The organism is Streptomyces sp. NPDC007863 (assembly GCF_040633895.1).
In the GTDB taxonomy this organism is placed as follows: Bacteria; Actinomycetota; Actinomycetes; order Streptomycetales; family Streptomycetaceae; genus Streptomyces.
Genome location: NZ_JBEYEI010000016.1, coordinates 177,075 through 195,128, shown reverse-complemented (window position 1 = coordinate 195,128; position 18,054 = coordinate 177,075). Strand labels below are relative to the sequence as shown.

The 18,054-nt window shown below is 74.7% G+C and carries 17 protein-coding genes; 10 read left to right on the top strand and 7 right to left on the bottom strand.

Going from position 1 to position 18,054, the window contains the following annotated elements:
- Nucleotides 1-239 precede the first annotated feature (239 nt).
- Nucleotides 240-1,175 (bottom strand): DUF3027 domain-containing protein, encoded by a 936-nt coding sequence (locus ABZ621_RS25155; protein ID WP_360608202.1) that lies wholly within the window; start codon nt 1,173-1,175, stop codon nt 240-242.
- 397 nt (nt 1,176-1,572) lie between these two features.
- Between ABZ621_RS25155 and ABZ621_RS25150 the strand changes: the two genes are divergently transcribed.
- The 4 genes from ABZ621_RS25150 (at nt 1,573) to ABZ621_RS25135 (ending at nt 5,119) form a co-directional block, all read left to right on the top strand.
- Nucleotides 1,573-2,949 (top strand): MFS transporter, encoded by a 1,377-nt coding sequence (locus tag ABZ621_RS25150; RefSeq protein WP_360608200.1) that lies wholly within the window; start codon nt 1,573-1,575, stop codon nt 2,947-2,949.
- 91 nt (nt 2,950-3,040) lie between these two features.
- The gene (locus tag ABZ621_RS25145; RefSeq protein WP_360608198.1) at nt 3,041-3,520 is read left to right on the top strand and encodes a DUF2771 domain-containing protein; all 480 of its coding nucleotides are present in this window, start codon (nt 3,041-3,043) and stop codon (nt 3,518-3,520) included.
- Nucleotides 3,521-3,527: 7 nt separating this feature from the next.
- On the top strand, nt 3,528-4,283 hold the full coding sequence (locus tag ABZ621_RS25140; protein ID WP_360608196.1) for a futalosine hydrolase: 756 nt from the start codon (nt 3,528-3,530) through the stop codon (nt 4,281-4,283).
- The gene (locus ABZ621_RS25135) at nt 4,274-5,119 is read left to right on the top strand and encodes a 1,4-dihydroxy-6-naphthoate synthase (RefSeq protein WP_360608194.1); all 846 of its coding nucleotides are present in this window, start codon (nt 4,274-4,276) and stop codon (nt 5,117-5,119) included. The genes ABZ621_RS25140 and ABZ621_RS25135 overlap by 10 nt, the downstream gene beginning before the upstream one ends.
- A 3-nt stretch (nt 5,120-5,122) precedes the next feature.
- Here ABZ621_RS25135 and ABZ621_RS25130 read toward each other — a convergent pair whose 3' ends face one another.
- The 4 genes from ABZ621_RS25130 to ABZ621_RS25115 all read right to left on the bottom strand — a co-directional run bounded on the left by ABZ621_RS25130 (nt 5,123) and on the right by ABZ621_RS25115 (nt 7,620).
- Complete coding sequence (locus ABZ621_RS25130) at nt 5,123-5,506, bottom strand: cold-shock protein (protein ID WP_189846836.1); 384 nt, start codon at nt 5,504-5,506, stop codon at nt 5,123-5,125.
- Between the two features lie 190 nt (nt 5,507-5,696).
- The gene (locus tag ABZ621_RS25125; protein WP_360608191.1) at nt 5,697-5,927 is read right to left on the bottom strand and encodes a hypothetical protein; all 231 of its coding nucleotides are present in this window, start codon (nt 5,925-5,927) and stop codon (nt 5,697-5,699) included.
- Nucleotides 5,924-6,307, bottom strand: a complete 384-nt coding sequence (locus ABZ621_RS25120) for a DUF6415 family natural product biosynthesis protein (RefSeq protein ID WP_360608189.1) — start codon at nt 6,305-6,307, stop codon at nt 5,924-5,926. Before ABZ621_RS25120 ends, ABZ621_RS25125 begins: the two co-directional genes overlap by 4 nt.
- Nucleotides 6,308-6,405: 98 nt before the next feature.
- Nucleotides 6,406-7,620, bottom strand: coding sequence for a helix-turn-helix domain-containing protein (locus tag ABZ621_RS25115; RefSeq protein ID WP_360608187.1), 1,215 nt, complete (start codon nt 7,618-7,620; stop codon nt 6,406-6,408).
- Nucleotides 7,621-7,725: 105 nt separating this feature from the next.
- Between ABZ621_RS25115 and ABZ621_RS25110 the strand changes: the two genes are divergently transcribed.
- Entirely contained in the window at nt 7,726-9,663 is a 1,938-nt protein-coding gene (locus ABZ621_RS25110) for a zinc ribbon domain-containing protein (RefSeq protein WP_360608185.1), read from the top strand.
- A gap of 75 nt (nt 9,664-9,738) precedes the next feature.
- Entirely contained in the window at nt 9,739-10,008 is a 270-nt protein-coding gene (locus ABZ621_RS25105) for a hypothetical protein (RefSeq protein ID WP_360608183.1), read from the top strand.
- Nucleotides 10,009-10,560: 552 nt separating this feature from the next.
- Here ABZ621_RS25105 and ABZ621_RS25100 read toward each other — a convergent pair.
- Nucleotides 10,561-11,208 (bottom strand): HAD hydrolase-like protein, encoded by a 648-nt coding sequence (locus tag ABZ621_RS25100; RefSeq protein ID WP_360608181.1) that lies wholly within the window; start codon nt 11,206-11,208, stop codon nt 10,561-10,563.
- 84 nt (nt 11,209-11,292) lie between these two features.
- Between ABZ621_RS25100 and ABZ621_RS25095 the strand changes: the two genes are divergently transcribed.
- Genes ABZ621_RS25095 through ABZ621_RS25085 form a run of 3 tightly spaced genes read left to right on the top strand, consistent with a single transcriptional unit; the run spans nt 11,293 to nt 14,239 of the window.
- Nucleotides 11,293-12,297: an iron chelate uptake ABC transporter family permease subunit gene (locus ABZ621_RS25095; protein ID WP_360608179.1), complete on the top strand. Its 1,005-nt coding sequence runs from the start codon at nt 11,293-11,295 to the stop codon at nt 12,295-12,297.
- Entirely contained in the window at nt 12,294-13,376 is a 1,083-nt protein-coding gene (locus ABZ621_RS25090; protein WP_360608177.1) for an iron chelate uptake ABC transporter family permease subunit, read from the top strand. Before ABZ621_RS25095 ends, ABZ621_RS25090 begins: the two co-directional genes overlap by 4 nt.
- On the top strand, nt 13,373-14,239 hold the full coding sequence (locus ABZ621_RS25085) for an ABC transporter ATP-binding protein (RefSeq protein WP_360608175.1): 867 nt from the start codon (nt 13,373-13,375) through the stop codon (nt 14,237-14,239). Before ABZ621_RS25090 ends, ABZ621_RS25085 begins: the two co-directional genes overlap by 4 nt.
- Before the next feature lie 28 nt (nt 14,240-14,267).
- Here ABZ621_RS25085 and ABZ621_RS25080 read toward each other — a convergent pair whose 3' ends face one another.
- Entirely contained in the window at nt 14,268-15,293 is a 1,026-nt protein-coding gene (locus ABZ621_RS25080; protein ID WP_360608173.1) for a hypothetical protein, read from the bottom strand.
- A 76-nt stretch (nt 15,294-15,369) separates the two neighbouring features.
- Between ABZ621_RS25080 and ABZ621_RS25075 the strand changes: the two genes are divergently transcribed.
- Nucleotides 15,370-18,048 carry a helicase C-terminal domain-containing protein gene (locus ABZ621_RS25075; protein WP_360608171.1) on the top strand — a complete coding sequence of 893 codons (2,679 nt, stop codon included), beginning with the start codon at nt 15,370-15,372 and terminating at the stop codon, nt 18,046-18,048.
- Nucleotides 18,049-18,054 lie beyond the last annotated feature (6 nt).

Here is an 18,054-nt window from a genome sequence, read left to right as displayed (position 1 = left end):
CGAAAACCCCCGCGACGGCCCTCCGGAACCCTGCCGGGGCGGGGCCTGGGCCGGTCCCGGGCCGGGTACGGAACGGGGCGTCGCCACCACCGTGTGGGCAGGTGCTCCGGGTGGGCACACCCCAGATGTGGCTGCCCGTGTGCGGGGCGTTCAGGCGCGGGAAACCAGGCCCGGTGCAGGGCGCGCCGCCCCGGACGGATCCGGGACGGCGACGGAGCGGCGAGGGCGCGGCCCTGGGGTCAGGAGTGGCCCAGGTCGGACGTGGTGGTGTCCTCGGGGAGGGTGCTGCCGGAGTCCGTGGGGGGACGGAGCGGGAAGGGGTCCACCGCCGTGGAGTCCAGGACGGGCTCGGCCGGACGCGGCGGGGTCGGCATGACGGCCGCCTCCGAGTGCCCGCCACAGCCGTACGCGAGGGAGACCACCCGGCCGTCCGCCGGCGACAGCTCGTTGGCGCAGAGGCCGAAGGACTGGCTCAGCGAGCCGGACAGGGGGATCAGGAAGGCGCAGGTCTGGCAGGTCGCCGGCGCGGCCTGGGCCATCGGCGTGCGGGGGCCGAAGGAGTCGTCCCAGCGGTCCGCCGCGAGGCGGAGGCCGTAGCGGGAGAGGACACGGGCCCGGCCCATGCCGAGCTCGTCGGCGACGGCCGCGATCGCGCCGCGTGCCGACGCCCGCTCCGTGATCTCGGCGTCCTCCGCGTCGAGGTGCTCCGCGAGCTCCGAGGTGACCGCGGAGTTCGGCGGCGGGACGTCCTCGCCGGTGTAGCCGGGTTCCAGGCGCGGGTCGTCCTGCTCGGTGGGCAGCAGGTCGCCGGGCCCGAGGTCGCCGGGGCGCAGCCGCTCGCTCCACGGCACCCATTCGGGCGCGAGGAGGGCGTCGGAGCCGGGCAGCAGGACGGTTTCGTCAAGCGTGACGTTCTTGGCGCGGGAGGCGCGGGTGACGGTGACCGCCCAGCGCCAGCCGCGGTATCCGGGCTCCTTGCACTCGAAGTAGTGCGTGACGACCCGGTCGCCCTCCGCGACGACGCCGGCGTGCTCGCCGACGACGCCGGGTGCGGCAGCTTCCTCGGCCGCCTCCCGCGCGAGGTCTACGGCCTCGGCGCAGAGGCGGTCGGGGGCCGGGGTACGCGTGGCTCGCGGGGTACGCGGGGTACGGTCTCGCGTCGTCGCAGCACTCACAGGTCTCGCTTCTCTCCTACGCCGTCTCACGGGTGCGCCGGCCGAGGTCCGGGAGCGAGGCTCCGGGAGCGGGGCGGGCGGAGCGGACCTGAGGGCCGCATCGACGTCCGCACCCGACCGGTCTCACATGTCTCGGGCACACCTATCGTCATCCATTCTGCGGGATGCCGAAGGGGCGCGCGGCCGAGAGGAACCGCCGGTGGCGCGCTACGCACGCTACCCCGTTCGCGGGCCTGGGCCCACCTGCGCGCCCCAAGTGACCCGGATCGAGCCCGCGGGAGCCCGGCCCGGGGCGGCGCCCGCGCCCGTGCCGGGGCCCGTCCCGTACCGGCGTGTCCCCGACACCCCGGGGTGTCCGCTCGGTTCGGGCGGGCCCGGGTTGGGGCACTATGAGGTGGTGGCAGCCGCACGGTCCTCCGGTCGATCCCACGATCGTCCCGGGCCGCTCCGCCGAGCGGGACGGGCGGTGGGGCGTGCGCTGCACCTGCCGTTCACGGGGACCGCGAAGGGGATCCGGCGGGCCACGCACGCGCAGGGCGCGGGCGAGTCGGGGCTCGGGAAGCTGATCGAGCTGCACGCGGTCAACGGCGCCGGGGACGTGATGATCACCGTGGCGCTCGCGTCGACGGTGTTCTTCTCGGTGCCGACCGACGAGGCCCGCGGGCGCGTCGCGCTCTACCTCGCCATCACCATGCTGCCGTTCACGCTCCTCGCGCCCGTCATCGGCCCGCTCCTCGACCGGCTGCCGCACGGGCGGCGGGCGGCGATGGCCGCGGCGATGCTCACCCGGGCGGTGCTCGCCGTGCTGATGTCGGGCGCGGTCGCGACGGGCGGGATCGAGCTGTATCCGGCGGCGCTCGGCGTGCTCGTGGCGTCGAAGGCGTACGGGGTGGTGCGCAGCGCCGTGGTGCCCCGGCTGCTGCCTGCGGGCTTCTCGCTGGTGAAGGCGAACTCGCGGGTGACGCTCGCCGGTCTGCTCGCGACGGGCATCGCCGCGCCGATCGGGGCGGGGCTCCAGCTGGTCGGTCCGCGCTGGCCGCTGTTCGGGGCGTGCGCGCTGTTCCTGCTGGGGACGTACTGGGCGGTGCGGATGCCGCACAAGGTGGACTCGGCGAAGGGCGAGCGGCGGGCGCACCTGCTGACGCACGGCGAGACGAAGCCGAGTCTGCGGACGGTGGGTCCGGCGGTGCTGCACGGGCTGCAGGCCAACGCGGCGCAGCGGATGCTCTCCGGCTTCCTGATCTTCTTCCTGGCGTTCCTGCTGCGCGAGCATCCGCTGTCGGGGCAGTCGGCGGCGGTGTCGCTGGGCATCGTGGGCGTGGCGGCGGGGGTGGGGAACGCCTGCGGGACGGCGGCCGCGGGGCTGCTGCGGGACCGGGGGCGCCGGCCCGAGGTGATCATCGCCACGATGATCACGACCGTGCTCGCCACGGCGGTCTGCGCCGCCGTCTTCTTCGGCGGGGTGATGGTCGCCGTGCTGGGCGCGGTCGCGGGGCTGACGCAGGCGCTGTCGAAGCTGTCGCTGGACGCCCTGATCCAGCGGGACGTGCCGGAGCTCGTGCGGACCTCGGCGTTCGCCCGCTCCGAGACGGCGCTGCAGATGGCGTGGGTGGTGGGCGGCGGGCTCGGGATCGTGACGCCGCTGAACGGGACGGTGGGGATGGCGGTGGCGGCCGGCTTCCTGGCGATCGGCGCGCTCCTCGCCGTACGGGGCCTGCTGTCGTCGCGCGGGCCGGGCACCACGGACCGCCCGCAGCGCGCGAAGGTGGCCTGAGGCGCCCCGGACGGAGCCGTATCGGCCCCGGGAGCGCGGCGCGCCGTACCCCCGCGTGTCGGTGGCGCGGCGGCCCGATAGCCTTCGGCTCATGACCGTTGCGTTCTTCTCCGGCTCGCGCCGCCGGGCCGCTGCCGCCCTCGGGGCCGTCTCCGCCGGGCTCCTCGTCCTCACCGCCTGCGAAAAGCCGACTCCGATCGCGACCGTCACGGTCGGGTCCGAATCGATCAACTCCGAGGCGGCCTGCTACAACGACGGCGACCCCCTCAAGGAGTCCGACGTCCAGAAGTGCCTCAACCAGAAGGCCGAGAAGTCGATCACCGTCGCCATGGACGACAAGATCCGCTTCGGTGTGGACCCGTCGATCGCCGACAACGGCTGGACGATCTTCCTGGGCGGCCAGCAGGCCGAGCCGGAGCCGTACAAGAAGACGTACCGGACCATCCCGGCCAGCGCCTTCTTCTCCAGCCAGACCGGCGAGGCGACCGACGAGACCCAGGTGACGATCGTCGAGAACACCGGCAAGACGCTCACCGGCATCTGGCACTTCAAGCTGAAGAAGGAATCCTGATCCTCCGGTGCACCGCCGGATCCTGATCGTGACGGCCGTGGCGGCGGAGGCGGACTCCGTCGCCGGCGGCCTCGCGAGCGGCCTCGCCCGCCCGGCCGTGGAGCTTCCCGTGCCGGGCGGACTCGTGCTGCGCCGGTACGAGGACGGTGACGGCCCGAGGGCCGTGGACGTCCTCGTCGGCGGGGTCGGGCCCGCGGCGGTCGCCGCCGCGACGGGCGCCGCGCTGACCCGGGCCGCGCTCGCCGGGGACCCGTACCGGCTCGTCGTCTCCGCCGGGATCGCCGGCGGCTTCCCCGGCCGCGCCCCGCTCGGCTCGCTCGTCGTCGCGGACGCGATCGTCGCCGCCGATCTGGGCGCCGACACGCCCGACGGGTACCTGCCCGTCGACGAGCTCGGCTTCGGCCGCTCCGTCCACCCCGTCCCGGACGCCCTCACCGGGCCCGTCGCCACCGCCCTCGCGGCGGCCGGGCTCCCGCACACCACCGGCGCCGTCCTCACGGTCTCCACCGTCACCGGCACCGCCGCCCGCGCCGACGAGCTCGCCGCCCGGCATCCGGCCGCCGCCGCCGAGGCCATGGAGGGCTTCGGGGTCGCCGAGGCCGCCGCCGCCCACGGCACCGCCGTCCTCGAACTGCGGGCCGTGTCGAACGCCGTGGGGCCCCGCGACCGCGCCGCCTGGCGCATCGGCGACGCCCTGGCCGCGCTGCGCCGCGCCGTGGCCGTACTCGAACCCACCCTGTCGGAGGCCCGGCCGTGCAGCTGAAGATCGCCTACTCGCCCTGCCCGAACGACACCTTCGTCTTCGACGCCTGGGCCCACGGCCGCGTCCCCGGCGCCCCGCGCCTCGACGTCACCTTCGCCGACATCGACGTCACCAACGGCTGGGCGGAGAACGGCACCGACGGCCACGACGTCCTGAAGGTCTCGTACGCCGTCCTGCCGTGGATCCTCGACGAGTACGCGCTGCTGCCCTGTGGCGGGGCCCTCGGCCGCGGCTGCGGCCCGCTCGTCCTGACCCGCGAGCCCGGCCTCGACCTGCGGGGGAAGACGGTCGCGGTGCCGAGCGAGCGCTCGACCGCCTACCTGCTCTTCCGGCTGTGGGCGGCCGAGACAGTCCCCGGAGGCGTCGGCGAGGTCGTCGTGCTGCCGTTCCACGAGATCATGCCCGCCGTCCGCGACGGGAAGGTCGACGCGGGGCTCGTCATCCACGAGGCCCGCTTCACCTACGGGTCCTACGGGCTGCACTGCCTCGCCGACATGGGGGAGCACTGGGAGTCCACCACCGGCCTGCCGATCCCGCTCGGCGCGATCGTCGCCCGCCGCTCGCTCGGCGCGGACACCCTGCGGCTGCTCGCCGACTCCGCCCGGCGCTCGGTGCGGATGGCCTGGGACGACCCGGCCGCCTCCCGGCCGTACGTCATGGAGCACGCGCAGGAGATGGACCCGAAGGTCGCCGACCAGCACATCGGCCTGTACGTGAACGAGTTCACCGCCGACCTCGGCGAGGACGGCTACGCGGCGGTCCGGGGCCTGCTCACCCGCGCCGCGGCCGAGGGGCTCGTACCGCCCCTCGGCCCGGACGCGCTGTCGTTCCCGTAAGGGTCAGACGTCCAGCTGGTCCGCGACCGCCCGCAGCAGGCCGGCGATCTTCTTGCCGGCCGCCTTGTCGGGGTACCGGCCGCGCTCCAGCATCGGCGTGATGTTCTCCAGGAGCGTCGTCAGGTCCTGCACGATCGACGCCAGCTCGTCGGGCTTGCGGCGCTGCGCCGCCGCCACCGACGGCGTCGGGTCGAGAATCGTCACCGAGAGCGCCTGGTCACCCCGCTGACCCGCGACGACACCGAACTCCACCCGCTGGCCCGGCTTCAGTGCGTCGACTCCGGCAGGGAGCACCGACGAGTGCACGAAGACGTCACCGCCGTCGTCACGGGAGAGAAAGCCGAAGCCCTTCTCGCTGTTGAACCATTTGACCTTGCCAGTCGGCAAAGCACACGCTCCCTCTGTCGGTACCGGACACTCCTGGGCGCCCGTGGAAATGCCCTGGAACACCTTACTGGGGCTGTCCCCAGGCACAGTGAGGGTTAATCCCGCACTCGAACCGGCCAGGTCCCGGAGCTGGGAAAAGGCCGGGCAACGGACAGAGAGGTCCAGGAGACGGGCCATCAAATCGGCGCGGTCAGAGGTTCCTGCGCCACGTGGCGTCCGGAGAGGTCAGGCGCTTCACGAGGATGCGCGCGAGGAGACGGATCGCGGTCTCGTCCTCCCGCACCCGGTGGACATGCTCGCGGTGGGCGTACACGTCCCTGCCCGGCCCGCTGTTCCCGGCTTCGTGCCAGAGGAACACCGCGTCGGCCTCCTCCGTGATCACGCCCTCGCAGGCCCGGCAGAAGTAGAGCGTCCGCTTCATGCCCTGCCGCCGAGGTCCAGGTAGTGGCCGGTGAGGGCCAGGACGGACCGGGCCAGCCGTTGAGTGTGCCTGAGCGCCCAGGGGGACGCACCGGACACAGCGCGCATCCTGAGCCGACGCGAAGCCTCCTCCACACCCACCAAGGCGCAGATGCGGGGCATGTCCCCCTTCGGGTGCCTGTCGGCCGCTGCCGTCACCTCCGGGATGACCAGCATGAGCATCCCCCGAAGGGCTTGGGTCAGGCTGTCCAGTTCTTCCGGGGACAGGGTCCCCGCCCCTTCCCCGAGTGCCCTTCGGGCCGTCTCCCGCATCGTCTTCACGTCGAGCGGGATCGCCCGCTCTGGGACTTGTTCTGCCGCGCTGCGGGCGGTGGCGTTCATGCGTCGACTCCTTGCGGTCGGCCAGGCTCTGAGTGGCCTCCCATGCAATCGACCGGGTGCGCGCGCCGACAGGGACGCACCGTCCCACTTTCGGCCCCTTAGCCGGCGACTCCCAGGAACTCGGCCAGCGACCGCAGCCCCGGCGGGTGGTTGGGAAGCGACCACAGGTCACGGACGATCGCGACGGCCAACGTGTGGTGCCGCATCCATATGGGTGCCACCTTCCGGAGTGATTCCAGGGCCCTGACCGCCCCGGCGGCATCTCCGATGTCCGTGTGGGCGCGGGCCACGTCCAGCAGGAGCCAGGTCCGCCAGGACGGCGGGGTGTCCTTACTCAGCCGCATGCCCTTGGCGAGCGCCAGCGCGTCGTGGGGGTGGCCGTACTGGACCGCGAGGCGTACCCGTTCGATGCGGACGGACGACGGGCTGAACACACTCACCATGCGGCTGTCGCCGCCCTCGGGAAGCTGGGAGACGCGCCCGGCCTCCCCTTCCGCATGCCCCATGAGGGCCGCCGCGCGGTCGTAGTCGCCGCTCCTCGCCGCCGACGTGGCGGCGCTCATCGTCAGCCCGCCCCACACCTTCAAACCGTCCGCGGTCTCGGTGAGACCCCCGCTCTTCATGTCGTCGGCGGCGTGCAGGGCAATGGCCAGGGCGTCTTCGAGCCGCCCTTGCCGCTGGTACGTCCACGCCGTGGAGTTCACCAGCATGGGAAGCAGCAGAGGGTTCGACGACCGGGTGGCGGCGTCCATGGCTCGCTCCAGACTGATCAGCGCCAGGTCCGTCTTCCCCATACGGACAGCGACGTGTCCGGCGAGCTGAAGCGCCTTGCCCAGGGCCGCGAACCCTTCCGCCCTTTCCTCCTGGCCAGTGGAGACCGTGACCGAGCGGGCGTCGGAGATCAGGGCGGGCAGAGCGTCCATGACCGCGTCGAACTCGGCTGCGTGATAGTGGGTCCATCCCTCCGCGATCCGCTCGCGCAGGGCGTCCGGGGAGAAGTCGGAGGCCGGCGGCCGGGGTGCAGGTCCCCAGAGCGCTGGCATGACCGCACGCCGCACCGCCACGAACTTGGGGCCGTCGTTCTCCCCCTGCGACGAAACCGCCGGAGGGTCACCGAGCAGGGTCGTCAGCTCCACCCCGAGCCCATTGGCCAGGGCGTGCAGTGTGGGGAGGCGCGCGGAGTGCTTCCGTCTCTGCTCAAGCTGCCGGATCACGTCCACGGACACGTTCGAACGCTCCGACAGCTCTTCCTGCGTCAGGTCCGCCAGACGGCGCAGCCGACGCAGGGTCTTGCCGAGGTCTTCGGTCGTCACGCCGCCACCGTACGCCGCCGCCTTCCCCGGGCATCAGGCAAAGGGTGACCTCGCCCTGATGGTGTCGTTGATCTGATGACAGCACCGCGGGCGAGGGGAGGGGTGGTGAGCCGGAAGCTGCCGTTGAGCGACAGGGAGGTGGCCCGTACCGCCACTGCCCGTGCCCTGCTCCGGTCGGGGGTGGTGGAGAGGACCGGCGAAGTCCTCGCTCCCCCCGTCCTCGCGGAACGGGTGGGCTGGTGCACCGACCTGGTCGCCGGGATGACCGGTGCACTGCTGTCCGGGCACTGGAACGCCACCAATGTGGACGCACTGGCCTCGGGTGTGGACGCGGGCGGCCGAGGACTGCCGTCGAAGGCATGGATGGCTCTGCGCCGACTGGGCTGGAGCATCAGCCCGGTCGGGCACGTGCGGGTGAACGACCGGATCGTACGCATGGCACAGGAACAGGCGGGGCGCGTACTGCGGTCGGTGAAGTGGCGCGCGGACGTGACAGCCGGAGTTCTGGCGACATGGCCCGCCGATCCGGACAACCGCACGACGGCCGATTGGGAGCGGGTACGTGGCGCGATTCCGGGTGGGGAGCACCTACCCTCCGGCGTGATCCGTTCCCGCACCCGCCAGATCGCCACGTACCTGCGCAGGCACGGGCGCATCCCGGCGGATGTATACGAGATGGAGCTCGCGCCGCGCGCGGCCCGCATGCTCCTGCTCGCCGCGTGCGACGGCCAGGAGGCCACGATCGAGCGCTCCGAGGACGGGCACCGGGGGCTACTGCGCTTGCAGCTTCCGACGCGGCCGGATCCGCGGACCTACGCCGACTGGACCTGGGTGGCCTGCCCCATCGCGCTGCCGCCCACGGTCCCCGCGAACGCGGTACTCCATCTGCCCACCCTGCGCACCGTCGACGGACGAGTCCGAGTCGATCTCGCCTATGCCCACCCCGCGCCAAAGCCGCAGCGCTCCGGCCACACCGTCGGCCTCGGCGTGGACTGGGGCCTGAACACCCTCCTCAGCGCGGGGGCCGTCCGGCTGCACGACGACGGGCGCATCACCGCCCTCGGGGCGGGCGGACAGTTCCGGTCGGGTGGTGTGCTGGCCAAGCAGCACCGGCTGCGCCACATCAGCGAGCGACTGCACGCCAAGTCCGGCCACTACGCCCGGCTCGCCGACCCCACACTGAACAGCAAGGCCGAACGGCTGGCGGAGGAGATCCGGCGCGTCTCCGAGCGTCGGTCGAACCTCAGCGACGCTCTCGCCCGGGCCGCGGCCCGCTGGGCCGTCGACCAGGCCATCGCCGCCGGAGCCACGGTCATCTACCTGGAAGACCTGCAGTCACTGGAAGCCAGGGGCATGGGCCGTACGATGAACACCCGTCTCTCCCAGACCGTACGAGGCCGGATCGCCGACTGGATGCGGCACCTCGCCGCCGAGACCGGCATCGCCGTAGTCACCGTGCCACCGCGCAACACCTCCAAGCACTGCCCGCACTGCCTCACACCCCTGCGCCACCGCAAGGCCCCCGACCGTCCTGCCGAGCCCGGATGGAAATGGGCCATCTGCCCCGGTTGTGGCTGGCAGGGCGACCGGGATCAGGGCGCCTGGCGTCGCATCGCCGCACGCGGCCTGACCCATCAGGCCACGACAGTCGTGGACCGCACCGGCGGGCAGATGGTGATCCGCACCGTGGTCGACAAGCTGGAGACCAAGGCAGTCATCACGGCGGCCACCCCGAGAGCCAGCCGGAAGGACCGGTCGAAGACCGGCCCGACCCGGCCTCGTCCCAACCGTCCCGCGCCCAGGCGACGCGGGGTTCCCTCCCCGACACGACCTACCGGTCGTGCCGGTCAGCGTCCGGGGGGACACGCACCAACGGACCGGCCACGGCTGCCCCGCGCAGCCGACCGGCACCAGAGCGTGACCGCGATCAGCACAGCCACCCCCCGCCGCCACCGGCCGCGAGGAGCAGCGCTGGGCGCAGGATTCCACGTCCATGCCCACGCTTCCCCACCCAGGTGGGGACACCACCCGCGCCGGACCTGACGGTTCGCACGGGCCGCTCAGCTGAATCAGAGACGCTAATGCTCCGGGCGCCGGCCAGGGAACTACCCTGGCGGAATGCGCAGTGAAATCCCCACAGGACCGGTGAGCGAATCCGCAGACGACTCCGCGCCGGGCGACGGGCTCGTCAAGGCGGGTGTCGTCGTCTTCGCGATCGGGGCGGTCGCGACGCTGGTCACCGTGGCTCCGCTCTTCCTCGGGACCGATCCCTTCCCGACCGTCGCCTACCTGGTGTCGATGCTGATGGGCGTCGGTTTCGCACTCGCCGCCGCCGGGGTGCTCCGGTCGGTCGCAGCCCAGCGACGGCAGGCACGGCGTACCGCCTAGGAACGGCAGTGGTCGTTACGTGCGCTCCCCACCACCCACTCAGAGCGACCAGCGGGGCTTGAATCCCGGCCGACGGACGGCGGGAAGCCGCTGAGCAGGGATAGGGCACCCCATTCAACGGCCGCGCACCCCGAACCGACGGATGCGCTCCCACCGGCGCGCGCCACTGGCCGAGCCCCACCCCACCGGGCGGGGGACGCCAGCCGACGGGAGCGATACCCGGCCTCCGGGGCCCACCGGCCGGCAGGCGCGCACCCGCCTCAGCCGGCCCCTGGCCGGTCCGCGTGGGCCCGCTCCCGGGCCGCCCTCCGAGTTTTCCTGCACGCCTGAAGGTGGCGGGTCAAGGGTGGGCGCAGCCCATCGCGCAGCGACGCCGAAGGCGCCCTTGACGCGCCGCCGGAAGGCGTGACTCTCGGAGAAGAGGGCGGCCGCACCCGACACCCACCAAGCCGGGCCACCCCGGAAACCCCTCTCCCGCGCCCGGGGCCCGCGAAGCCGGCTCACCCTGAAACTGCGACAGCCCCGAGGCTCCCCGATGAGCGGAGCGCCCCCTCAGCGGGCGGGCTCCGCCACGTACGCCTGCCACCAGGCGCGGAAGTCCGTCAGGTCCTTCAGGACCACGTCGGCGCCCGCCTCGCGGAGCTCCTCGGGGCTGCACGGACCGGTCGCCACCGCGACCGAGACGGCGCCCGCGGCCTTCGCGCCGCGGACGTCGCCGACGTGGTCGCCGACGTACACCGAGGCGCCGTGCTCGCGCAGCGCCTCCGCCTTGGCCTCGGCGAAGAGACGGCCGACGATCGCGTCCGGCTCGATGCCCAGGTGGGCGAAGTGGCGGTGGGCGTCGGGGGCGTTCTTGGCGGTGACGACGACGGTCCGGCCGCCGGCCTCGCGGACCGCGTCGAGGGCCTCGACGGCGCCCGGCATGGGGACGGTGGGCTCGATCGCGTACTCGGGGTAGAGGGCGCGGTAGCGGGCGGTCATCTCGGTGACCTGCTCGGCGGGCACCCAGTGGGCCATCTCCTGCTCCAGCGGCGGGCCGAGCCGGGTGACGACGAGGTCGGCGTCGACCTCGACGCCGTACTTCTCCGCGAAGGCGAGGAAGGCCGCCTTGATGCCGGGGCGGGTGTCGAGGAGGGTCAGGTCGAGGTCGAAGCCGACCGTGAGCGGGCCTGCGGAAACGTTCGTCGTCATGGGTGACATTGTGCCCGGGTGTTCGAATTCGGCCGCTGCTTAGACTGAGCCAAGCCTTACCGAACCTCCCGCCCCGATGCCCGATGGGTGCTCATGACAGCCGCTTTCCGTTCCAGACGGGTCCTCGCGACCTCGGCGGCCGTCGTCGCCCTGCTGCTCGCCGTCCTCCTCAGCCTCGCCGTCGGCGCCCGGGCCATCGCCCCCGGCACCGTCCTCGACGCGCTCCTGGGCTCCGCCACCGGCGACGACGCCGAGGTGGTGCGGCAGCTCCGGGTCCCCAGGACCGTCATCGGCCTGATGGTCGGCGCCGCCCTCGCGCTCGCCGGCACCGCCCTCCAGGGCATCACCCGCAACCCGATCGCCGACCCCGGCATCCTCGGCATCAGCCAGGGCTCCTCCGTCGCCGTCGTCCTCGCCATCGCCTTCCTCGGCGTGCACAGCCTCTCCGGCTACGTGTGGTTCGCCTTCGCGGGCGCCGCGCTCGCCTCCGTCGCCGTGTACGCGATCGCCACCGGCGGCCGCGGCGGCGCCACCCCCGTGAAGCTGGCCCTCGGCGGCGCGGCGGTCAACGCGCTGCTGCTGTCGGTGACGACCGGCGTGCTGACGACGAAGGCCGCCGCGCTCGACGAGTTCCGGTTCTGGCAGACCGGCTCCCTCGACGGGCGGGACGCGGCCACGATCGCCCAGATCTGGCCGTTCCTGCTGATCGGCGCCGTGCTCGTGCTCTCCGTGGCGCGCGGCCTGGACGCCCTCGCGCTCGGCGAGGACGTCGCCAAGGGGCTCGGGCAGAAGGTCGCCACCGTCCGGATCGTCGGCGGGCTCGGCGCCACCGTCCTCACCGGCGCGGCCGTCGCCGCCGCCGGACCCATCGCCTTCGTCGGCCTCGCCGTCCCGCACATCGCCCGCGCCGTCGTCGGCTCCGACCACCGGTGGGTGCTGCCGATGGCCGCGCTGCTCGGACCCGTCATGGTCCTCGTCGCGGACGTCGCCGGGCGGATCGTCTTCCCGCCGGGCGAGGTCCCCGCCGGCGTCATGACGGCCCTCATCGGCGTGCCGTTCCTCGTGACGCTGGTGCGACGGAAGGCGGTGCCGGCGTGAGCGCCCTCCTGACCCCGGCCCCCGCCGCGAAGAACCCCGGCACCCGGCCCGCCGGATACGGACTCCTCCGCCTCGGGCCCGCCTCCCTCCTCGTCCACCGCCGGTCGGTGCTCGCCGTCGTCCTGCTGCTCCTGCTGCTCGCCGCGGTCTCCGTCGCGTACCTCTGCGTCGGCGAGAAGACCTTCTCCCCCGGCGAGGTCCTCACCGTCCTCACCGGCGGCGACTCCCCCGCCGCGTTCGTCGTCGAGGAGCTGCGCGAGCCGCGGCTCGTCACCGCGCTCGCCGTCGGCGCCGCCTTCGGGATCGCCGGCGCGCTCATCCAGACCGTCGCCCGCAACCCGCTCGCCTCACCCGACATCATCGGCATCAGCCAGGGCGCGGGCGCGGTCACCGTCGCCGCGATGACCTTCGGCCTCGCCTCGTACACGGTCCTGCCCTACCTGTCGATCGCCGGCGGCGTCCTCGCCGCCGCCCTCGTGTACGCCTTCGCCTGGCGCGGCGGACTGCACGCCACCCGCTTCGTCCTCATCGGCATCGGCATCGCGATCGCGCTGCGCTCCCTGATCACCCTCTTCATGACCAAGGGCGACTTCCTCGTCGCCCAGCAGGCGCAGATCTGGATGACCGGCTCGCTCAACGGGCGCGGCTGGGAGGAGTCGGCGCCGGTCCGCTGGACGCTGCTGCTGATGCTGCCCGCCGTGCTGTGGGCGGCCCGCGCCCAGCGGACCGTCTCCCTCGACGACGCCACGGCGACCGCGCTCGGCGTCCGCCTCGGCCGGGTGCGGCTCGGTCTCGTCGCCGTGGGCGTGGTCCTCGCGTCCGTGGCGACCGGCGTCGCCGGACCGGTCGACTTCGTGGCGCTGCTCGCCCCGCAGATCGCCCGCCGGATGACGCGCACGGCGCAGATCCCGCTGCTCTGCTCGGCGCTGCTCGGCGCCCTCGTCGTCGCCGCCGCCGACCTGATCGGGCGGCGGCTGTTCTCCCCGGTGGAACTGCCGGTGGGTGTCCTCACGGCGGCGGTCGGCGCCCCGTATCTGATCTGGCTCATCATCCGGAGCCGTACGGGAGGGAAGGCATGAGCGCCGAGAAGAGCGCGGAGACGCGTACCCAGACGCGCACCGGCGCGGGTACGGGGGCGGGCGCGGCGGCCGGCGGCCGGCTCGCCGCGCGGGGGCTGACCCTCGCCTACGAGAGCCGGACGGTCGTCGAGGACCTGGACCTGGTGGTCCCCGACGGCAAGGTGACCGTCATCGTCGGGCCCAACGCCTGCGGCAAGTCGACCACCCTGCGGGCGCTCGGCCGGCTCCTCAAGCCGGTCCGGGGCGCGGTCCTGCTCGACGGCGAGGAGCTGGCGAAGCTGCCGACGAAGCGGATCGCCCGCTCGATCGGCCTGCTGCCGCAGACGCCCGTCGCACCCGAGGCGATCACCGTCGCGGACCTCGTCGCACGCGGCCGCCAGCCCCACCAGGCGTGGTGGAAGCAGTGGTCCGAGGAGGACGAGCGGGCGGTGACGGAGGCGATGGCCCGCACCGACGTCGCCGCGCTCGCCGACCGCTCGGTCGACGAGCTCTCCGGCGGCCAGCGGCAGCGCGTCTGGATCGCGATGGCCCTCGCGCAGGAGACGGACCTGCTGCTCCTCGACGAGCCGACCACCTACCTGGACATCGCGCACCAGGTGGAGGTCCTGGACCTGGTCCGCCGCCTCAACCGGGCGCGCGGCCGGACGGTGGTCCTCGTCCTCCACGACCTGAACCAGGCCGCGCGGTACGCCGACCACCTCATCGCCATGAAGGCGGGCCGGGTGGTGGCGCAGGGCGCCCCGTCCGAGATCGTCACCGAGGCGATGGTCCACGACGTCTTCGGCCTCCCCTCGGTCGTCGTCCCCGACCCGGTGACGGGCTCGCCGCTGGTGGTGCCGGGGGCGCCGTGGGAGGAGTCGTAGAAGCTCCCGGGGCTTCCGCGACAGGGCTTCAGGCGCGGCGGGCGCGCAGCAGGAGGTAGGCGGCGGAGGCGAGGGCGGCGGCCCGGAGGGTCCAGGGCCAGGTCTCGGCGAGGGCCTGGCCCATGGCGTCGCCGCCGGTGGCCACGGCCTCGCCCCAGCGGCCCTCCACCCGCCCCCAGAGCCAGACGACGCCGCCCGCCGCGGCGAGCCCGGGCAGCACGAAGACGGCCGTCTTCACCTGGCCGGGGCTCAGCCGGCGGGAGCCGTAGGCGAGGAGCCAGCCGAGGGCCAGCGCGATCAGCCAGCCGAACGCGGCGCCGGCGATCAGCAGCACGGCGGCGAGCAGCAGGAAGGGATGCGCGAAGCCCCTCGCCCGGACCGGCGCGGCCTCCTCCTCCGGAGCCTCCTCCTGCACCCCCGCCTTCTTCGGACGGCTGCTCAGCAGCCACCCGGCGGCGCGGCGCACCCGGCTCCTGGGGGCGGTCTCCTCCCGGGACTCCTCCTCCGCGTCCTCCGCCTCGGGCTCCGGCGGCCGGAAGAGCTCGGGGGCCTCGATGCCGCCGAAGAAACCGGGCACGTCCGGGTCCGCCGCCGAGCCGTCGCTCCCCCAGCCGGAGACCCAGTCCCCTGCCCCGACTCCGGCTCCGACGTCACCCGGACGGGGGTGCGGCACGGGCGCCCGGGCCGTGGAGGGCTCCTCGGCGGCCTCGCGGGTGTCGGACCACCAGGCGGCGGCCGGGGCCGGGGCCGTACCGGACGCCGCGCCCGAGTCCGCACCGGACGCCGCGCCCGGCGTCCCCGGCCCCGACGCGCCCGGCGTCCCCGGCCCCGACGCGGCCTTCGTGACGACCTCGTCCGGGGTGCCCAGGTCGCCGAGGATGCCCCGGACGGCGGTGGGGGACTCCTCGCCGCGGGTGGCGCGACGGCGGTCGATCTCGTCGCGGAGACCGGCGACGAGGGCGCTGCGGTCGCCCGGCGGGAGGTGCCTCTGCTGGGCGAGGTCGCCGACCTCGCTCAGGTAGTCGAAGACCATCCGGTCGCTCTCGATGCCCACGCCGCCCCTCCACCGTCCGGCCGAACGCCGTCCCGGTCCTGACGGTAGCGCCTGTGCAGCGGATAACGTGGGGCGGATGGGGATCGGCGAGCTGGACCGGGAGGCGCACGTGCCCGAGGGACGTCCGAAGGGGACCGCGGCGGGTCCGCGCACGCTGGCCGAGGCGCTGCGGGCGCGCGGCGACGACGGGCTCGCCGCGCTGCTGCGGGCCCGCCCCGACCTGCTGGGCCCGGTGCCGAACGATCTGACGCAGCTGGCGACCCGGGCCGGGACGCGGGCCTCGGTGGTGCGCGCCCTGGAGCGGCTCGACCGGTTCTCGCTCCAGGTGGCGGAGGCGCTGGCGGTGGCGCCCGACCCGGCTCCGTACCCCGTGCTGCTCGACCTGTTCACCGGCGGGCGCGAGGAGCCGGAGATCGAGGCGGCGCTGCCGCGCGCGGTGGCGCTGCTGCGCGACCAGGCGCTGGTGTGGGGCGAGGACGACCGGCTGCGGCTCGTCCGGACCGCGCGCGAGCTGCTCGCCCCGTCGCCGCAGCACCCGTCCCCCACCGGGCTCGGGCCGACGGTCGCGGAGGCGACGGCGGGGATGTCGCCGGGGCGGCTCCAGGAGATCGTGGCGGCGGCCGGGCTGCCGTCGACGCACGACCCGGTGTCGGCGGTCGCCGCGCTGACCGGGCTCTTCACCGACCGCAAGCGGATGGGGGCGCTGCTCGACACGGCGCCGCCGGAGGCGCTCTCCGTCCTCGACCGGCTCGTGTGGGGGCCGCCGTACGGCGAGGTGACGGCGCGGCCGACGGCGCCGGTGGGCTGGCTGCGCGACCGGGGGCTGCTGCTGCCGGTGTCGCCGCGCACGATGGTGCTGCCGCGCGAGGTGGCGCTGCACCTGCGGGGCGGGCGGGCGCACCGGTCGCCGGAGCCGCGCGCGCCGGAGGTGGGGGTGGCCCGCGCGTACCGTCCCCAGGTTGTGGACAGTGCCGCCGCCGGGCAGGCGTACGCGGCGCTCGCCACGGTCGAGGAGCTGCTGAAGTCCTGGGACCACGGCGGGCCCGCGGTGCTGCGGGCCGGCGGGCTCGCGGTGCGGGACCTGAAGCGGACGGCGGCGGCGCTCGACGTGCCGGAGCCGGTGGCCGCCTTCTGGGTGGAGCTGGCGTACGGGGCGGGGCTGCTGGCCTCGGACGGCGAGGCGGACGAGCGGTACGCGCCGACGCCCGCGTACGACGACTGGCTCGACCAGCCGCCGGCCGAGCGCTGGGCCCGGCTGGTCGGCGCCTGGCTGGCGGCGACCCGCACGCCGGGTCTCGTCGGCGGCCAGGACGCGAAGGGCCGCACGCTGTCCGCGCTCGGCCCCGACCTGGACCGCGCGGCGGCGCCGGAGGTACGCCACCGGGTCCTCGCCCTCCTGGCGACGCTGCCGCCGGGCGCGGCGGCCGCCCCGGAGACGCTGCTGGCCCGCCTCCGCTGGGAACGCCCGACGCGCGGCACGACGACGGCCAGGAGCACACCGCCGGCCGCGGCGGGCACGGGCGCGGGCACGGGCATCGGCACGGGCACGGGCGCGGGCGCGGACTCCGGCGCGGAGCCCGGCGCGGCAGGCCCCTGGGCCTCCGAGGCGGGCACGGGCCGCGGCGGCCCCGGCACCCCGCGCCCCGTCGCCGACCTGCGGGAACGCCTCGCCCACTGGGCCCTCGGGGACGCCGAACTGCTCGGCGTCACCGGGCGCGGCGCGCTGTCCACGGCCGCGCGGGCGCTGCTCAACCTGCCGCTCGACGCGCCCGCCGGGCAGGCCGCCGAGGGCGGCGGCGTCGAGCCGGAGGTCGCGGCCGAGCGCGCGGCGGAACTCCTCGAACCGCTGCTGCCGCAGGCCGTCGACCACGTGCTCCTCCAGGCCGACCTGACGGCCGTCGCCCCCGGCCCGCTGCTGCGGCCGCTGGCCGACGCGCTCGCGGTCCTCGCGGACGTGGAGTCGAAGGGTGGCGCGACGGTCTACCGGTTCACGCCCGGTTCGGTGCGGCGCGCCCTCGACACCGGCCGCTCCGCCTCCGACCTGCACGCCTTCCTCGCCGCGCACGCGCGCACCCCCGTGCCCCAGCCCCTCGCGTACCTCATCGACGACGTGGCGCGGAAGCACGGACACCTGCGGATCGGCGCGGCCTCCGCCTACGTGCGCTGCGACGACGACGCGCTGCTCGGCGAGATCCTCGCCGACCGCCGCTCCGCGGCCCTGCGCCTGCGCCGCCTCGCGCCGACGGTCCTGGCCGCCCAGACGGACCCGTCCTCGCTCCTCGACGGCCTGCGGTCGATGGGGTACGCCCCGGCGGCCGAGTCGGCGGAGGGCGACGTCCTGATCGCCCGCGCCGACGCCCACCGCACCCCGCCCCGCACACCCCCGGCGCCCGTCCCCGACGGCCCTCCGGCCCCCGACACCACCCTGCTCAAGGCCGCGGTCCGCGCCATCCGGGCCGGCGACCACGCCGCCACGGCCGTACGCAAGGAACCCGCCGTCCCCGTCACCACCGGCGGCCTCCCCCGCACCTCGGCGGCGGAGACCCTGGCGACGGTGCAGGCGGCCGCGATGACCGGCTCGGCCGTCTGGATCGGCTACGTCAACGCGGAGGGCGCCGCCAGCCAGCGCGTCATCGCCCCCGTCCGCGTCGAGGGCGGCTTCGTCACCGGCTACGACCACACGGCCGACGAGGTCCGCACCTACCCGCTGCACCGCATCACGGGCGTCGCGGAACTGGCGGACGAGGAGGTCTGAGGCCGG